The sequence below is a fragment of the Halomonas sp. IOP_6 genome (assembly GCF_021151565.1).
In the GTDB taxonomy this organism is placed as follows: Bacteria; Pseudomonadota; Gammaproteobacteria; order Pseudomonadales; family Halomonadaceae; genus Vreelandella; species Vreelandella alkaliphila.
Genome location: NZ_JAIRBO010000005.1, coordinates 285,634 through 300,049 on the forward strand (window position 1 = coordinate 285,634; position 14,416 = coordinate 300,049).

14 protein-coding genes are annotated in these 14,416 nt (G+C 54.3%); all 14 read left to right on the forward strand.

The window, feature by feature from the left end; translation table 11 throughout:
• Window positions 1–217 precede the first annotated feature (217 nt).
• The 14 genes from rpsT to K7H08_RS11900 all read left to right on the forward strand — a co-directional run bounded on the left by rpsT (window position 218) and on the right by K7H08_RS11900 (window position 14,403).
• On the forward strand, window positions 218–484 hold the full coding sequence (gene rpsT, locus K7H08_RS11835) for a 30S ribosomal protein S20 (RefSeq protein ID WP_009722795.1): 267 nt from the start codon (window positions 218–220) through the stop codon (window positions 482–484).
• Window positions 485–593: 109 nt separating this feature from the next.
• Entirely contained in the window at window positions 594–2,171 is a 1,578-nt protein-coding gene (murJ, locus tag K7H08_RS11840; protein WP_231658055.1) for a murein biosynthesis integral membrane protein MurJ, read from the forward strand.
• Between the two features lie 146 nt (window positions 2,172–2,317).
• Window positions 2,318–3,355, forward strand: a complete 1,038-nt coding sequence (gene ribF / locus K7H08_RS11845; RefSeq protein ID WP_120386314.1) for a bifunctional riboflavin kinase/FAD synthetase — start codon at window positions 2,318–2,320, stop codon at window positions 3,353–3,355.
• Between the two features lie 7 nt (window positions 3,356–3,362).
• A complete protein-coding gene (gene ileS / locus K7H08_RS11850; RefSeq protein ID WP_231658058.1) occupies window positions 3,363–6,194 on the forward strand; it encodes an isoleucine--tRNA ligase in 2,832 nt (943 codons plus the stop codon).
• On the forward strand, window positions 6,187–6,735 hold the full coding sequence (lspA, locus tag K7H08_RS11855; protein WP_120386315.1) for a signal peptidase II: 549 nt from the start codon (window positions 6,187–6,189) through the stop codon (window positions 6,733–6,735). The genes ileS and lspA overlap by 8 nt, the downstream gene beginning before the upstream one ends.
• A 27-nt stretch (window positions 6,736–6,762) precedes the next feature.
• Window positions 6,763–7,206, forward strand: coding sequence for an FKBP-type peptidyl-prolyl cis-trans isomerase (gene fkpB, locus K7H08_RS11860; protein ID WP_095603750.1), 444 nt, complete (start codon window positions 6,763–6,765; stop codon window positions 7,204–7,206).
• Between the two features lie 55 nt (window positions 7,207–7,261).
• Window positions 7,262–8,242, forward strand: coding sequence for a 4-hydroxy-3-methylbut-2-enyl diphosphate reductase (gene ispH / locus K7H08_RS11865; protein ID WP_120386316.1), 981 nt, complete (start codon window positions 7,262–7,264; stop codon window positions 8,240–8,242).
• 63 nt (window positions 8,243–8,305) lie between these two features.
• The gene (locus K7H08_RS11870) at window positions 8,306–8,707 is read left to right on the forward strand and encodes a type IV pilin protein (RefSeq protein WP_095603752.1); all 402 of its coding nucleotides are present in this window, start codon (window positions 8,306–8,308) and stop codon (window positions 8,705–8,707) included.
• The gene (locus K7H08_RS11875; protein WP_231658060.1) at window positions 8,708–9,115 is read left to right on the forward strand and encodes a type IV pilus modification PilV family protein; all 408 of its coding nucleotides are present in this window, start codon (window positions 8,708–8,710) and stop codon (window positions 9,113–9,115) included. It begins immediately after the preceding gene.
• Between the two features lie 13 nt (window positions 9,116–9,128).
• Window positions 9,129–9,602, forward strand: coding sequence for a PilW family protein (locus K7H08_RS11880; RefSeq protein ID WP_198349494.1), 474 nt, complete (start codon window positions 9,129–9,131; stop codon window positions 9,600–9,602).
• 29 nt (window positions 9,603–9,631) lie between these two features.
• Window positions 9,632–10,126: a pilus assembly PilX family protein gene (locus tag K7H08_RS11885; protein ID WP_231658062.1), complete on the forward strand. Its 495-nt coding sequence runs from the start codon at window positions 9,632–9,634 to the stop codon at window positions 10,124–10,126.
• A 49-nt stretch (window positions 10,127–10,175) separates the two neighbouring features.
• A complete protein-coding gene (locus K7H08_RS11890) occupies window positions 10,176–11,198 on the forward strand; it encodes a tryptophan--tRNA ligase (RefSeq protein ID WP_120386318.1) in 1,023 nt (340 codons plus the stop codon).
• A gap of 134 nt (window positions 11,199–11,332) precedes the next feature.
• On the forward strand, window positions 11,333–12,544 hold the full coding sequence (locus K7H08_RS11895; RefSeq protein WP_231658064.1) for a YeeE/YedE family protein: 1,212 nt from the start codon (window positions 11,333–11,335) through the stop codon (window positions 12,542–12,544).
• A 179-nt stretch (window positions 12,545–12,723) separates the two neighbouring features.
• A complete protein-coding gene (locus K7H08_RS11900) occupies window positions 12,724–14,403 on the forward strand; it encodes an NAD-dependent malic enzyme (RefSeq protein ID WP_038478362.1) in 1,680 nt (559 codons plus the stop codon).
• The last annotated feature ends 13 nt before the right edge of the window (window positions 14,404–14,416 follow it).

Here is a 14,416-nt window from a genome sequence, read left to right on the forward strand (position 1 = left end):
GTGATAGACTATGCCATCCTCTCAGACAAGACCCGTGGACGGGCAGATTTTGAACTGCTCGTTACACCATTTGGCAGTATTTTAATTGCTTCCAAATCAATTGGTTATTGTGGAAAGATTCTGACGGAAATGTCGTGTCCTTGCCTACGCAAACCGACAAACACATAGTTAATCCGTTGCCATTTATTGGCAACCTTTATTCTCCAAGGAGATACCTGTGGCGAACAGCAAGCAAGCACGCAAGCGCGCCCGCCAGGCCGAGACTCGTCGCGTCCTGAAAGCCAGCCAGCGCAGCATGGTCCGCACCTACATTAAGCGTGTGATCAAAGCGATCAGCACCGGCGATCATGGCAAAGCGATGGAAGAGTTCCGGGCAATGCAGCCGGTTGTCGACCGCATCGCTGATAAAGACGTTCTTTCTAAGAAGAAAGCTGCACGTCTGAAAAGCCGCTTGAACAAGCGCATTAAGGCTCTGGCGGCGTAAGCCGGCAGGCGCCATAAAAAAACCGGCTGCGGCCGGTTTTTTTGTGTCTATACGTCGCGTTGCCCGCGGCGACGTTGGATCTCTTGTTTTAGTTGCTATGGATTGAGTGATGACCGCCAACACGCCACCGCAAGCAAACATGTCGCCCCCGCGCCGCGGGCTGATGCGCTCTGGGTTAGTGGTCAGTGCCATGACTATGTTGTCGCGTGTGATGGGGTTGGTGCGCGATGTGGTGGTGGCCACCTTTTTGGGGGCGGGAAGCGGGGCCGATGCGTTCTTCGTTGCGTTTAAAATCCCTAACTTTCTGCGCCGTTTGTTTGCCGAAGGGGCGTTTAACCAAGCCTTTGTGCCGGTGCTTTCAGAGTATTCAACCCAGCGCAGTAAGCAGGAAATTCGCGAGCTACTGAATGCGGTAGCGGGCAGCCTGACAGCTATTTTGGCGCTAATAACAGCGTTGGCGATGCTGGGCGCCCCGTGGTTGGTGTGGGTATTTGCCCCCGGCTTTGGGCGTGACCCCGAAAAGCTGGCCATGACAGCCGACATGCTACGCCTGACGTTTCCCTATTTGCTGCTGATTTCGTTAACCGCTTTTTCGGGTAGCGTGCTGAATACCTGGAACCGCTTTGCGGTGCCCGCGTTCACCCCCGTGCTGCTGAATATTTCGCTGATTGGCGCGGCGCTACTGCTAATGCCGTTAATGGAAGAGCCCGCCATGGCGCTGGCCTGGGGGGTGTTGATTGCGGGTGCTGCCCAGTTAGCGTTTCAGGTGCCGTTTTTGCTGCGTCTCGGGTTGCTGCCGACCCCGTGGCCAAATTTTGCCCACGAAGGCGTGAAGCGCATCCTGAAGCTCATGGCTCCCGCGCTGTTTGGCGTATCGGTATCGCAAATTAACTTGCTGCTGGATACGGTGCTGGCCTCGTTGTTAACGGCGGGCAGCGTGTCTTGGCTGTACTATTCGGATAGGTTGGTCGAACTTCCGCTTGGGGTCTTCGGTGTGGCGATTGGCACGATTATTCTGCCTGCGCTTTCCAAACGTCATGCGGAGCAGTCCACCGAACACTTTTCAGCGATGCTAGACTGGGCCATTCGCGTTGTGCTGCTATTGGGGGTGCCTGCCGCGCTGGCATTGGCCGTGCTGGCAGAACCGTTTTTGATTACCTTGTTCCACTACGGGGCAATGACCGATACCGATATTCAAATGGCCGCCATGAGCCTACGCGCTTACGCCTTTGGATTGGTGGCGTTTATGCTGATCAAGGTGTTAGCACCGGGCTTCTTTGCCCGCCAGGATACTAAAACACCGGTCAAAGTGGGCATTATCGCCATGGTGGCTAACATGGTGTTTAACCTGCTGTTAATTTGGCCGCTTGCTCACGCAGGCTTGGCATTGGCGACTGCACTGTCGGCATTTTTAAATGCTGGGCTGCTGGGGTATCTGCTCTATCGCCAGAAGGTGTTGGTCTTTCAGCCGGGGTGGGGACGCTACGCAGTACAACTGGTGGGCGGTAGCGCGTTGATGAGTATTGCGCTTTATCTGGCTGCCCCCGACTGGCAGGAGTGGCTTGATTTTGAACTGTGGCAGCGCATTCGCTGGGTAGCAGGGTTAGTCGTGCTGGGTGGCGGGCTTTACTTTGCCTGGTTGACCGCGTTTGGCCTGCGGCTGCGTCACTTTAAGATGGATAGCTGATGCGCCAATAGGCAGCGTTAGGGTGATTAAAAAGATGATGCCAGGGCGAACGTAATCTTCCCCTGCACCCGATCAGCGCGTTCGTTATAATCAAACGCTTTTAGACGGCAAACGCTTTTAAAAAAGGCTTTTAAAAAAGAGGTGCCATGCACGTCATTCGAGGTCTGCACAATCTGACAGCGGCTCATCGGGGCTGCGTTGCCACCATCGGTAATTTTGATGGTGTGCATCGCGGCCATCAGGCGATCCTGCAGCAGTGCCGTGAGCATGCGGCGCGCTTGAAGGTGCCGTTGACCGTGGTGGTGTTTGAGCCTCAGCCGCGGGAGTTTTTTGCCGGTGATCAAGCACCGCCGCGGCTTACCCGCCTGCGTGAAAAAGTTCGCTTGCTGCGTGATCATGGTGCCGAACAGGTGCTGTGCCTGCCTTTCAACGATGCCTTGCGCAGCCTGACCGGGCGCGAGTTTATCGATCAAGTACTAATTAAAGGCTTGGGGGTGAAGCATCTGGTGGTGGGCGACGATTTCCGCTTTGGTTGCGACCGCCGTGGTGACTTCACCTTGCTTAAAACTGTCGGGCAGGTGGAAGGGTTTGGTGTAGAGCACACTCGCACCTTTAAAGTTGATGACGAGCGGGTATCCAGTTCACGCGTGCGTACCTTACTGGCGAGCGGTAACTTTGACGTGGCTGCACGCCTGCTGGGCAGGTCGTATTCGCTGCATGGCCGTGTGGTACGCGACCAGCAGCTAGGGCGCACTATTGGTGTGCCCACTGCTAACCTGCCGTTGTTGCCTCAGCCATTAACGCTGCGCGGCGTGTTTGCTGTGGTGGCCGAGCTGGCTAATGGTCAGCGTTATCCCGCCGTGGCGAATGTTGGCTTTCGGCCAACGGTGGGGTCTAAACGCCCCACGCTGGAAGTTCATCTGTTGGATTTTTCAGGCGACCTCTATGGTCAGCGGCTGACGGTTTACCCCTGCGCACGTTTGCGTGGGGAAGTGAAGTTTGACGACTTTGATGCGCTAAAAACGCAAATTGAACACGATCAAGCCAGAGCGCGCCGCTACTTTGCTGCAGCGGGTGCTGGCTGCATGAATTCTCTTCCGCTGGCCTCGGCCCCGCTTGGGCGTGAGACCGCTTCTTCTGATTTCTCTTCGGCGGATAACGCCGCCGATGCTAACGACGGCTGACCGGACTATGGATTATAAGCACACGCTAAACTTGCCAGAAACCGATTTTCCTATGCGCGGCATGCTGCCGAAGCAGGAGCCAGGGCGCGTTTCTAAATGGCAGGATATGAACCTATACCAGCGCTTGCGCGATGCCCGCGCGGGTGCGCCGCTGTTTGTTCTGCACGATGGCCCTCCCTATGCCAACGGCAGCATCCATATTGGTCACGCTCTCAATAAAATCCTTAAAGACATTATTGTTAAGTCGAAGAATCTGGCCGGCTTTGATGCCCCTTACGTGCCGGGCTGGGATTGCCACGGTCTGCCTATTGAGCACAAGGTAGAAACCACCCACGGTAAACATTTGGCCGCGGGTAAAGCCCGCGAGCTGTGCCGTGAATATGCCGGCGCGCAGATTGAAACGCAGCTAGCTGACTTTGTTCGTCTGGGCATCATCGGTGACTGGGACCATCCTTACCGCACGATGGATTACGCTAATGAAGCAGGCGAAATCCGTGCCTTGGCGGAAATGGTGGATGCGGGCTATGTGTTCAAAGGCTTAAAGCCGGTCAACTGGTGCTTTGATTGTGGCTCGGCCTTGGCTGAAGCGGAAGTTGAATATGCAGATAAGAAATCTGACGCCATCGACGTCGCTTTCCCGGTAGAGGATGCCGACAAGCTAGCGGCGGCCTTTGGTCTAAGTGAATTGCCCAAGCCTGCGGCGGTGGTGATCTGGACCACCACGCCTTGGACAATCCCTGCTAACCAGGCGCTGAACGTTCACCCTGAGTTTACCTATGCGCTCGTGGATACCGGCGAACGCCTGCTGCTGCTTGCAGAAGAGCTGGTGGAAAGCTGTTTAGAGCGTTTTGGGCTGACGGGCAGCGTAATCGCTACCGCGCAAGGGGCAGCGCTGGATCTGATCAATTTCCGTCATCCGTTCTATGACCGCCTCTCGCCGGTTTACCTAGCAGATTACGTTGAGTCCGAAGTGGGCAGCACGGGCATCGTTCACTCAGCGCCTTCTTACGGTATGGATGACTTTATCACCTGCCGTGAGCATGACATGAGCTTTGATGACATGCTTAACCCAGTGCAGGGGAACGGTGTCTACGCCGATGATCTGCCGTTCTTTGGCGGCCAGATGATCTGGAAAGCTAACCCGCATATCGTTGAGAAGCTGCGCGAGGTTAATGCGCTAATGGCGCACACGCCCATCAAACACAGCTATATGCACTGCTGGCGCCATAAGTCCCCGGTAATTTATCGGGCCACCGCCCAGTGGTTTGTGGGCATGGATATTCAAGGTAAAGACGGCAAAACTCTGCGCGAACGGGCGTTGGAAGGCATCGAAGCCACCGAATTTACCCCCGCGTGGGGCAAGGCGCGTCTGCATAGCATGATCGCTAATCGTCCGGATTGGTGTATCTCTCGCCAGCGCAACTGGGGCGTGCCGATTCCGTTCTTCTTGCATAAGCAAACCGGCGAGCTGCATCCCAAGACGGTTGAGTTGATGGGAGAGGCGGCTAAACGCGTCGAGCAAGAGGGTATTGAAGCGTGGTTTAAACTCGACCCCGCTGAGCTACTCGGTGCCGAAGCTGCTGAGTACGACAAAGTCACCGATACATTGGATGTCTGGTTTGACTCCGGCTCCACGCATCGTCATGTGCTGCGTGGCTCGCATCCTCATGGTCATGAAAGTGGCCCGCGTGCTGATTTGTACCTGGAAGGCTCGGACCAGCACCGTGGCTGGTTCCATTCGTCGCTACTGACCGGATCGGCGATTGATGGTCATGCGCCATATCGTCAGCTGCTAACCCATGGCTTTACCGTCGATTCACAGGGCCGTAAGCAGTCCAAATCGCTGGGCAATGTGGTCGCGCCGCAAAGTGTAATGGATAAGTTGGGCGCTGATATTTTGCGCCTTTGGGTCGCGTCTACCGACTACTCCGGTGAAATGGCGGTGTCTGACGAAATCTTGAAGCGTACCGCCGATGTGTATCGTCGTATCCGTAACACTGCACGCTTCTTGCTTTCTAACTTGAATGGTTTTGATCCGGCTAATGATCAGGTGGCCTTTGGCGATATGTTGGCGCTGGATCAGTGGGTGGTTGACCGTGCGGCACAGCTGCAAGGGCGCATCGAAAAAGCCTACGAAGAGTACCGTTTCCTGGATGTGTATCAGCAGGTACATGGTTTCTGCGCACGGGAATTAGGTGGTTTCTACCTGGATGTCATCAAGGATCGCCAGTACACCACCCAAACGGATTCACTCGCCCGCCGTAGCGCGCAAACCGCGCTTTATCATGTGGTTGAAGCGCTGAGCCGCTGGATTGCGCCGATCCTGTCGTTTACCGCTGAAGAGATCTACGAGCATATTCCTGGCAAGCGTGGCGACAGCGTGCTGCTGGAAACTTACTACACAGGGCTTGGCACATTAGATGATGGCGCTGAGCTGGGCCGCGCCTTCTGGGATCAAGTGCTGGAAGTGAAGCAGTCGGTGAACAAGTGCTTGGAAGACGCCCGTAATGCCAAAGTCATCAAGGGCAGCTTGGCGGCGGAAGTTACGCTTTATGTGAGCGATGAACTGAATGCTACGTTGTCCAAATTGGGCGACGAGCTGCGCTTCGTGATGCTCACCAGTGAAGTCCATCTAGCACCGCTGGCGGATGCTGCTAACGCAGAAAGCACCGAGCTTGAAGGCTTGAAAGTGGCGGTTAGTGGAAGCGAGCACCAGAAGTGCGAGCGCTGCTGGCACCATCGTGCTGATGTAGGCACCCATGCTGAGCATGCCGACCTGTGTGGTCGCTGTATCAGCAATCTTCCAGAAGGCAGCGGCGAGATTCGTTACTATGCCTAACACTGCGTTAACCACCAATGATCCACACCAGCGGCCGCCGATGCGGCGGCCGCTGCGCTGGCTGTGGCTAGCGGTGGCGATCATCGTGTTAGATTTGCTGACCAAATACACCGCCAGCCATTTGTTGAATTACGCCCAGCCCGTTGAGGTGCTGCCGTTTTTCAACCTAACGCTACTGCACAATACTGGCGCTGCGTTCAGCTTTTTAGCGGACCATCCCGGCTGGCAGCGCTGGTTTTTTGCGCTGATTGCCATTGGTGCCAGCATTGGCTTAACCGTCTGGCTTTCCCGCGTTAAGGCGGATGAAAAACTGCTGGCCGTGGCGTTGCCGCTAATTATTGGCGGTGCCCTGGGTAATCTGTATGACCGTTTAGTACATGGCTATGTGGTGGACTTTTTATCGTTCCATGCCGCTGGTTGGTACTATCCTGCCTTTAATGTGGCGGATATCGGCATTACGCTGGGGGCGGTGGGGTTAATTTGGGAGTCGATAATGGGTGATCGACGTCGTAAGAAAGCCGCGCTACAGCAGCGTGATTGAAAGCCATAGAGTGACGAGTGAGGAACCATGGACTACCTAATTGACGATGGTATGGAAATTACCCTGCACTTCACGCTGAAGCTGGAAGATGGCACGGTAGTCGATTCCACCAAAGAGAAAGCCCCGGCGACGTTCCAGTATGGCGACGGTAACTTGCCACCTGGCTTTGAGCACCCGATTAAAGGCATGGCCGCAGGTCAGAGTGGGTCGTTTCAAATCACGCCTGAGCACTCCTTTGGGCAACATAACCCGCAAAATATTCAAACGCTGAAGCGCGCCGATTTCGGTGATGAAACGCCAGAAATCGGTATGGTGATGTCATTTGCCGATAAAGCGGGAACGGAATTGCCTGGCGTGGTCAAAACCATAGATGGCGACCGTGTGGAAGTGGACTTTAACCATCCGCTAGCAGGTCGCACGTTGACGTTTGAAGTCGATGTGCTGAACGTAACGCCCATCACCAAACACTGATTTTAAGCACTCGTTTTCATTTAACCGGCGATGCAAGTTGCATCAAGGCGCTTTTATGCAGTCATCAGAGTCCTCTCAGCCAATACAGATCAAGCTGGCGAACCCGCGCGGTTTTTGTGCTGGCGTGGATCGCGCGATCGACATCGTCAACCGCGCGCTAGATGTCTTCGGCCCGCCCATTTACGTGCGCCACGAGGTGGTACATAACCGCTTTGTGGTTGAAACATTGCGCGAACGTGGCGCGGTGTTCGTTGAAGAGCTGCATGAAGTGCCTGACGATGTGATCGTGATTTTCTCGGCTCACGGTGTCTCCCGTGCCGTGCAACAAGAAGCTGAGCAGCGTGGTCTCAAAGTCTTCGATGCGACCTGTCCATTGGTTACCAAAGTGCATTTGGAAGTGTTGCGTTATGCTAAGCGCGGCCAAGAGTGCATTTTGATTGGTCACGAAGGCCATCCGGAAGTCGAAGGCACTATGGGGCGTTACGACACTTCCCACGGTGGCCAGATTTACCTGGTCGAAGATGAGCAGGACGTGGCGAAGTTGGGCGTCAACGACCCGTCTGCGCTGGCGTTTGTGACTCAAACCACGCTCTCGATGGATGACACCGCTAAGGTGATTGATGCGTTGCGGGAGAAGTTTCCAGAGATCCAGGGGCCGCGCAAAGATGATATCTGTTATGCCACTCAAAACCGTCAGGATGCGGTGCGTGAGCTAGCGGCAGATAGCGACTTGGTGTTGGTCGTCGGCAGCCCCAATAGCTCCAACTCTAATCGCCTGCGCGAGCTTTCCGAGCGTATGGGCACGCCTGCCTATTTAATCGATAATGCCGACCAAATTGCGCCAGCGTGGCTGGAAGGTGTTAGTCGTATTGGTGTCACCGCCGGGGCCAGTGCGCCAGAAGTGCTGGTGAAAGGTGTTATCGATAAGCTTCAAACATTTGGCGCAGAGGTGCCTGTTGAGCTGCAGGGCCGCGAAGAAAATATTACCTTCTCTATGCCGAAAGAGCTGCGTGAGCAGGTGATTGTAAGCGACTGATGCAAAGCATATCGGTTTGCGACATACTCAGCGTATGGGCCAACTGATACAGGAGCGCGTTCAGTGCCTTTGCCTTTTGCTAACCGTGCTGGGCGCCAGGAAGCTCGTCAGCACGGTTTTACGCTCATTGAAATGCTGATTGCCGTCGCTATCATTGGCATAGTGGCGGGCATTGCCTACCCTAATTACACCCGCTATGTTGAGCGTTCGCTACGCACAGATGCCCATGCTGGCCTGTTGCAGGCCGCCGCCGAGCTTGAGCGCTGCTACTCCCGCCAATACGCTTATACCGACTGCTCATTTACTCCCTCTTCTCCCGATGGTAATTACACGATTACGGCCGATGACGGCAGTGAGGACGATGGCGGGTTTTTACTGACGGCGGCAACATCACAAACTGACGGTTGTAACAGCAATATTCAATTTAATGCGCGGGGCGAGCGCCTGCCTGAGGCGTGCTGGTAAATGGTTAGGCAAAACGGCCTTTCGCTAATTGAGGCGCTTATCGCGCTGGTGATTTTAGCGTTTGGGCTGATAGGCGTTGCCGCGATGCAGGTGACAGCACTGCAAAGTGCTAGTGCAGGCTACACGCAGTCGCTAGCGAACGTCGCAGCGGTAGATGCCCAAGAGCGGATATGGGCAGCGCTTTACGCGTACCAAGACTGTGACACGATTCCGTTAGCCACCATTGAGTCCGCATGGCACAACCATTGGTTTGTAGGCCAACAGGCGGCGCTTGGCTATGCCCAGGGGCAAGAGAGTCGTATCGACCGCCAAGGCTGCCGGTTTGATGTGGTGGTGCGCCTGCGGACTGAGCCTAATGAGTCCGACGATATCTTCAACTACGTGTTCCAACTTCCCAATCAGCCGTAAAGGTGGGCCTGCCATGGATGTGCAGCGCGGTTTTACGTTAACAGAGCTACTGGTCGCCATGGCCATTGGTATGGTGGTGATTCTAGGTGCTGGACAGCTTTTCTTAAGCACCTTTCATACGTTTAAGCAGGTGGATCAATTGGGGCGGAATCAGGAAGCGCTTCTTTACGCGGCGACATCGATTACCGACACCCTACGCAGGCACGGTGCTACCGGCTCAAACGGAGCGCCTTTTTTTCGCTTGCAGTGCGTGGTGATTGAGTCTGGTTGTCGCTGCACGGTTCAAGATATACAGGAGGCTCAGCCGCTGGTCACCTTTGATTATGATACTGGCGCTAGCTGTGAGCGGGACGAACCGCTTGGAGCGCCCGCCACCAATGGGGTTAGCATGGTGTCACTGCCATTAGGTCGGCAAGGGGCCAATATCGATTTCCACGTTACCCACCGAGAGGCTGTTCTGCAGCCTACGTTTTCGGCTAGCCCATGAGATGTATGGAGTGTGAGCAAGGAGGCGATATGCGGCTTAGACCGCGACCGCAGGAGCAAGGCGCTGCGCTAGTTGTGGTGATGGCGCTGTTAGCTAGCGCGTTGATTATTGGCGTTATTTGCGTGCAATCTGCGTTTGTGGATGAACGCTTAGCGAGTAATTATCGGGCGTCGACGTTAGCGCAAATGCGCGCTGAAATAGCCGCCTCGCAAGCAGTGGCTTCTTTTAGTGAATTGGAGTGGGGAGGCAACGTGCTCACCATCAATAGCGATCAATCTCTCCGCTGGGAAGATGTCGTAGCGCACCCATTAACCACGGTGCTAGGTGATGACTGCGAACATAATAGCTGCTTATTTATGCCCATTGAGCGTGACGGCCAGCCTTGGGTCGTGGCGTTAGGTGCGGTTATTACTAATGCCAATACCGATAGTGAAATGCTGCTAGCGCAAAGCTTACCTGTGTTTATCAAAGTAGAGGAAGGGGAGGAAAGCCATCAGACACAGGCGACGGTGGTTTGGCATTAAGTGTACAATGACTTACCTTTTTTGACCTTTATCCAGCTGGATCCACACTATGAGTCAGACAGCCAAAACCCGCGTGCTGACCGGGATTACCACGACCGGAACGCCACATCTTGGTAACTATGTGGGGGCTATTAAGCCTGCCATTGAGGCAAGCCAAGACCCCAATGTGCAGTCGTTTTACTTTCTTGCTGACTATCACGCGCTGATCAAATGCCAAGATCCGAAGCGTGTGCAAGAGTCGCGTCTGGAAATTGCCGCCACTTGGCTTGCGCTAGGGTTAGATACCGATAACGCCATTTTTTATCGCCAGTCGGATATCGCTGAAATTCCCGAATTAATGTGGATGCTTTCTTGTGTGTGCGCCAAGGGGCTGATGAACCGCGCCCACGCATACAAAGCAGCGGTCGCTGAGAATGAAGAAGCCGGTGACCAAGACCCCGATAAAGGCGTCACTATGGGCTTGTTCGGTTACCCGGTGTTAATGGCCGCCGACATCTTAATGTTTAATGCCAATAAAGTGCCGGTAGGGCGCGACCAAATTCAGCACATTGAAATGGCGCGTGATATCGCCGGACGTTTCAACCACATGTTTAAAGGCCAGTATTTCACTCAACCTGAAGCCGTTGTGGATGAAAAAGGCGAAGTATTGAAGGGCTTGGACGGTCGCAAAATGTCCAAAAGCTATAACAATACGATCCCGCTTTTCTCTAGCGAGAAAAAGCTGCAGAAGCTGGTGCGCAAAATCAAAACCAACTCACTGGAACCCGGTGAGCCTAAAGACCCAGACACCTGCACGCTGTTCCAGATATTCTCAGCGTTCGCCAGCAATGAGGAAGCCGCTGCACTACGCGAGCAGTACGTGGCAGGTATCGGCTGGGGCGATGCGAAGAACCAGGTGTTCGATTACTTGAATGCGCACTTAAGTGCCCCCCGCGAGCGTTACATCGCGCTCATGGAAGACCCAGGGCATATCGAAGCGGTGCTGCAAAAAGGTGCCGATCGCGCTAGAGAAGAAGCCGCCATTACCATGGATCGCTTACGTTCCGCGGTAGGCTTAGGGCGCTTTGTTTAATATTCTTTAAAAGCATATGCACTGCTGAATAAAGAATTTCCAGCGTTCTACAGCCAGCGTTAGGCTTATTATTGTCCCACTCAGCCAAGCGCCTGTTTTTAACAGGCGCTTTTGGCGTTGTTAGAAGGTGAGCTATGTCGACGATTTCTGCAGTGGCACCTAGTCAGAACCGGGTGCCATTACTCTCAACGGCAGCCATCGTGCTGGGCGCGGTGATTATTGGTGTCGTGTTTGGCGCCAATATTGGTCTATTAATGATTGTTGGCGGCTTGCTTGGGCTGGTGCTGTATCACGCGGCATTTGGCTTTACTGCTGCTTGGCGGGTATTTATCACCGAGCGGCGGGGCCGTGGCTTGCGCGCCCAAATGGTGATGTTGGCGATTGCGGTGGTGCTATTTTTCCCGGCGTTAAGCGCTGGTTCGCTGTTTGGCACCAGCGTGAGTGGTTTTGTTGCGCCGATTGGTATTTCTGTCGTGGTGGGGGCGTTTATCTTTGGTGTGGGCATGCAGTTAGGTGGCGGATGTGCGTCGGGCACGCTGTTTACTGCAGGTGGTGGTAATGCACGAATGTTAATTACGCTGCTGTTCTTTATTGTCGGGTCGGTGATTGGTTCAGCGCATTTTGCGTGGTGGCAGAGCTTGCCAGCGTTTCAGCCTGTGTCGCTGGTGAATGTAGCAGGTGCTGGCGGTGGTATCGCAATTAGTTTGGTGCTGTTTACAGCGATTGCTGCGTTTACTGTGATTATGGAAAGGCGTCGCCATGGCCACTTGGAGCAGGCACCGTTGGTCGACAAGCCTGGCAGTCAGCGCTGGTTAACGGGTCCGTGGCCGTTGATTGCTGGCGCAGTGGCGCTAGCGCTACTCAATTTCGCAACATTGGCCCTTGCTGGTCGCCCTTGGGGTATTACCTCTGCGTTCGCGTTGTGGGGTGCGAAAGGGTTTGAACTCGTTGGTGGTGATGTCAGTCAGTGGGGTTATTGGCAAGCGCCGGGTAATGCTGCGGCATTAGAGGCGAGTGTATGGAGTGATATCACGACGGTGATGAACGTTGGCATCATGCTGGGTGCGCTTGCCGCAGCGAGCCTAGCTGGGCGCTTTGCTCCCAACTTCCGCATTCCGTTTAAATCCCTATTAGCAGCTGTCATTGGTGGCATCATGCTGGGGTATGGCGCGCGGCTGGCATTTGGTTGCAATATTGGCGCTTACTTCAGCGGTATTGCCTCTGGCAGCTTGCATGGCTGGATATGGATGGTTGCGGCGTTCGCTGGCAACATGGTGGGCGTTAAGCTGCGGCCGTTCTTTTTTAGCGGAGTTGAAGGTCGCCAGCCTGTTGCTAAAAGCTGCTAGCAGTTGATCAGTTTTAAGGCTTTTTATGAGCGCCTTGGTAGCTACCAAGGCGTTTTTTTATTGCCATTATTTATGTCCCTCCCACCTTTGTCGTATTAGCGTGTTACATTACGGATAAACGCCGCCAACGCCCAGCGTTGCTGCATTGCAATAGCAATCGACATAAAAAGAGAGTGCCTATGTCTACGATGAGTAAACGCCCCCTGTACATTCCTTACGCCGGTCCTTCTTTGCTTGAAATGCCGCTATTGAACAAAGGCAGCGCGTTTACTCAAGAGGAGCGGCTAGCGTTTAACTTGATTGGTTTGTTGCCGCAAAAAGTGGAGACCATTGACGAGCAGTTGTCGAGGGCTTATCGCCAGTATCAACAGTGTCATAGTGATTTAGAGAAGCATATTCATTTGCGTGCCATCCAAGACGACAATGAAACGCTTTACTTTCGCTTGGTCTCCCAGCATCTGGAAGAGATGTTGCCGATTATTTATACCCCCACGGTTGGGCAGGCATGTCAGGAGTTCTCTAATATTTATCGCAATCACCGGGGGCTGTTCATCAGCTATCCGGATCGCGAGCATATGGACGATATCCTGCGCAGTGCCACCAAAGATAACGTTAAGGTGATTGTTGTCACCGATGGCGAGCGGATTTTAGGGCTGGGTGATCAGGGGATTGGTGGAATGGGCATTCCCATCGGTAAACTGGCACTTTATACCGCTTGTGGTGGTATTAGCCCCGCCTATACGTTGCCGATTATGATTGATGTGGGCACTAACAATCAGGCATTGCTGGATGACCCTATGTATATGGGCTGGCGTCATGAGCGGGTTAGTCAGGAAGAGTACGATGCGTTTATGGGGGAGTTTATTGCCGCTGTAAAACGTCGCTGGCCGAACGTTCTGCTGCAGTTCGAAGACTTTGCCCAGGCCAATGCGGTACCGCTTTTAGAGCGCTACCGTGACGATTTGTGCTGCTTTAATGACGATGTGCAAGGTACCGCATCAGTTGTGGTGGGCACCTTAATGGCGGCGTGCCAGGCCCGCGATGAAACGATTGCCCAGCAGCGCGTAGTGTTTGTTGGTGGCGGTTCGGCAGGCTGTGGTATTGCTGAGCAGGTGGTCGTGGCCATGCAGGCAGAAGGTCTGACTGAAAGCGAAGCACGGGCGCGAATATTTATTGTTGATCGAGATGGGTTGATGACCACGGATCAGCCTTGGCAGCGGGATTTTCAGCGCCGTTTGGCCCACGATTCTGAGCTGGTTGCTAACTGGAATGGGCAAGGGCTTGAAGAAACCATTGCCCAAATGAAACCAACGATATTGATTGGTGTGTGCGGCAAGCGCGGTATTTTCACCGAACAAGTGGTGCGCACCATGCACGCGGGCTGCGAACATCCGGTGATTATGCCGCTGTCGAACCCTACTTCTCAGGCAGAAGCGGTACCCGAAGATGTGATTCGCTGGACCGACGGCCAAGCGCTAGTCGCGACTGGTAGCCCTTTTGCACCGGTGGTGTATAACGGCCGCACCTATCCAATTGCCCAGTGCAACAATGCCTATATTTTCCCCGGTATTGGCTTAGGTGTGATTGCCGCGAATGCTAATCGCGTTACTGATGAAATGTTGATGAGCGCCTCTCGGGCGCTGGCGCGCGAAGCGCCGCTGGTTAAGGAGGGCAAGGGCGCACTGCTACCGCCGTTGTCGCGGATTCGTGATATTAGTAAATCGATCGCCTTTGAAGTCGCTGCCCAGGCCCAGCAAAACGGCGTGGCGCTTAAAACAAGCGGCACCGAACTACGTGAGCGTATTGAGAGAGCGTGCTGGTCGCCTGAATACCGTGCTTATCGTCGCAGGGCTTTCTAAGTTTAATAACGGG

What these genes read in the sequence shown, in the direction of transcription:
- K7H08_RS11885 (WP_231658062.1), top strand. Translation starts at nt 9,632, where the DNA reads ATGCGGCTTAGACCGCGACCGCAGGAGCAAGGCGCTGCGCTAGTTGTG.
- K7H08_RS11890 (WP_120386318.1), top strand. Translation starts at nt 10,176, where the DNA reads ATGAGTCAGACAGCCAAAACCCGCGTGCTGACCGGGATTACCACGACC.
- lspA (WP_120386315.1), top strand. Translation starts at nt 6,187, where the DNA reads ATGCCTAACACTGCGTTAACCACCAATGATCCACACCAGCGGCCGCCG.
- K7H08_RS11900 (WP_038478362.1), top strand. Translation starts at nt 12,724, where the DNA reads ATGTCTACGATGAGTAAACGCCCCCTGTACATTCCTTACGCCGGTCCT.
- K7H08_RS11895 (WP_231658064.1), top strand. Translation starts at nt 11,333, where the DNA reads ATGTCGACGATTTCTGCAGTGGCACCTAGTCAGAACCGGGTGCCATTA.
- fkpB (WP_095603750.1), top strand. Translation starts at nt 6,763, where the DNA reads ATGGACTACCTAATTGACGATGGTATGGAAATTACCCTGCACTTCACG.
- murJ (WP_231658055.1), top strand. Translation starts at nt 594, where the DNA reads ATGACCGCCAACACGCCACCGCAAGCAAACATGTCGCCCCCGCGCCGC.
- ispH (WP_120386316.1), top strand. Translation starts at nt 7,262, where the DNA reads ATGCAGTCATCAGAGTCCTCTCAGCCAATACAGATCAAGCTGGCGAAC.
- ileS (WP_231658058.1), top strand. Translation starts at nt 3,363, where the DNA reads ATGGATTATAAGCACACGCTAAACTTGCCAGAAACCGATTTTCCTATG.
- K7H08_RS11875 (WP_231658060.1), top strand. Translation starts at nt 8,708, where the DNA reads ATGGTTAGGCAAAACGGCCTTTCGCTAATTGAGGCGCTTATCGCGCTG.
- ribF (WP_120386314.1), top strand. Translation starts at nt 2,318, where the DNA reads ATGCACGTCATTCGAGGTCTGCACAATCTGACAGCGGCTCATCGGGGC.
- K7H08_RS11880 (WP_198349494.1), top strand. Translation starts at nt 9,129, where the DNA reads ATGGATGTGCAGCGCGGTTTTACGTTAACAGAGCTACTGGTCGCCATG.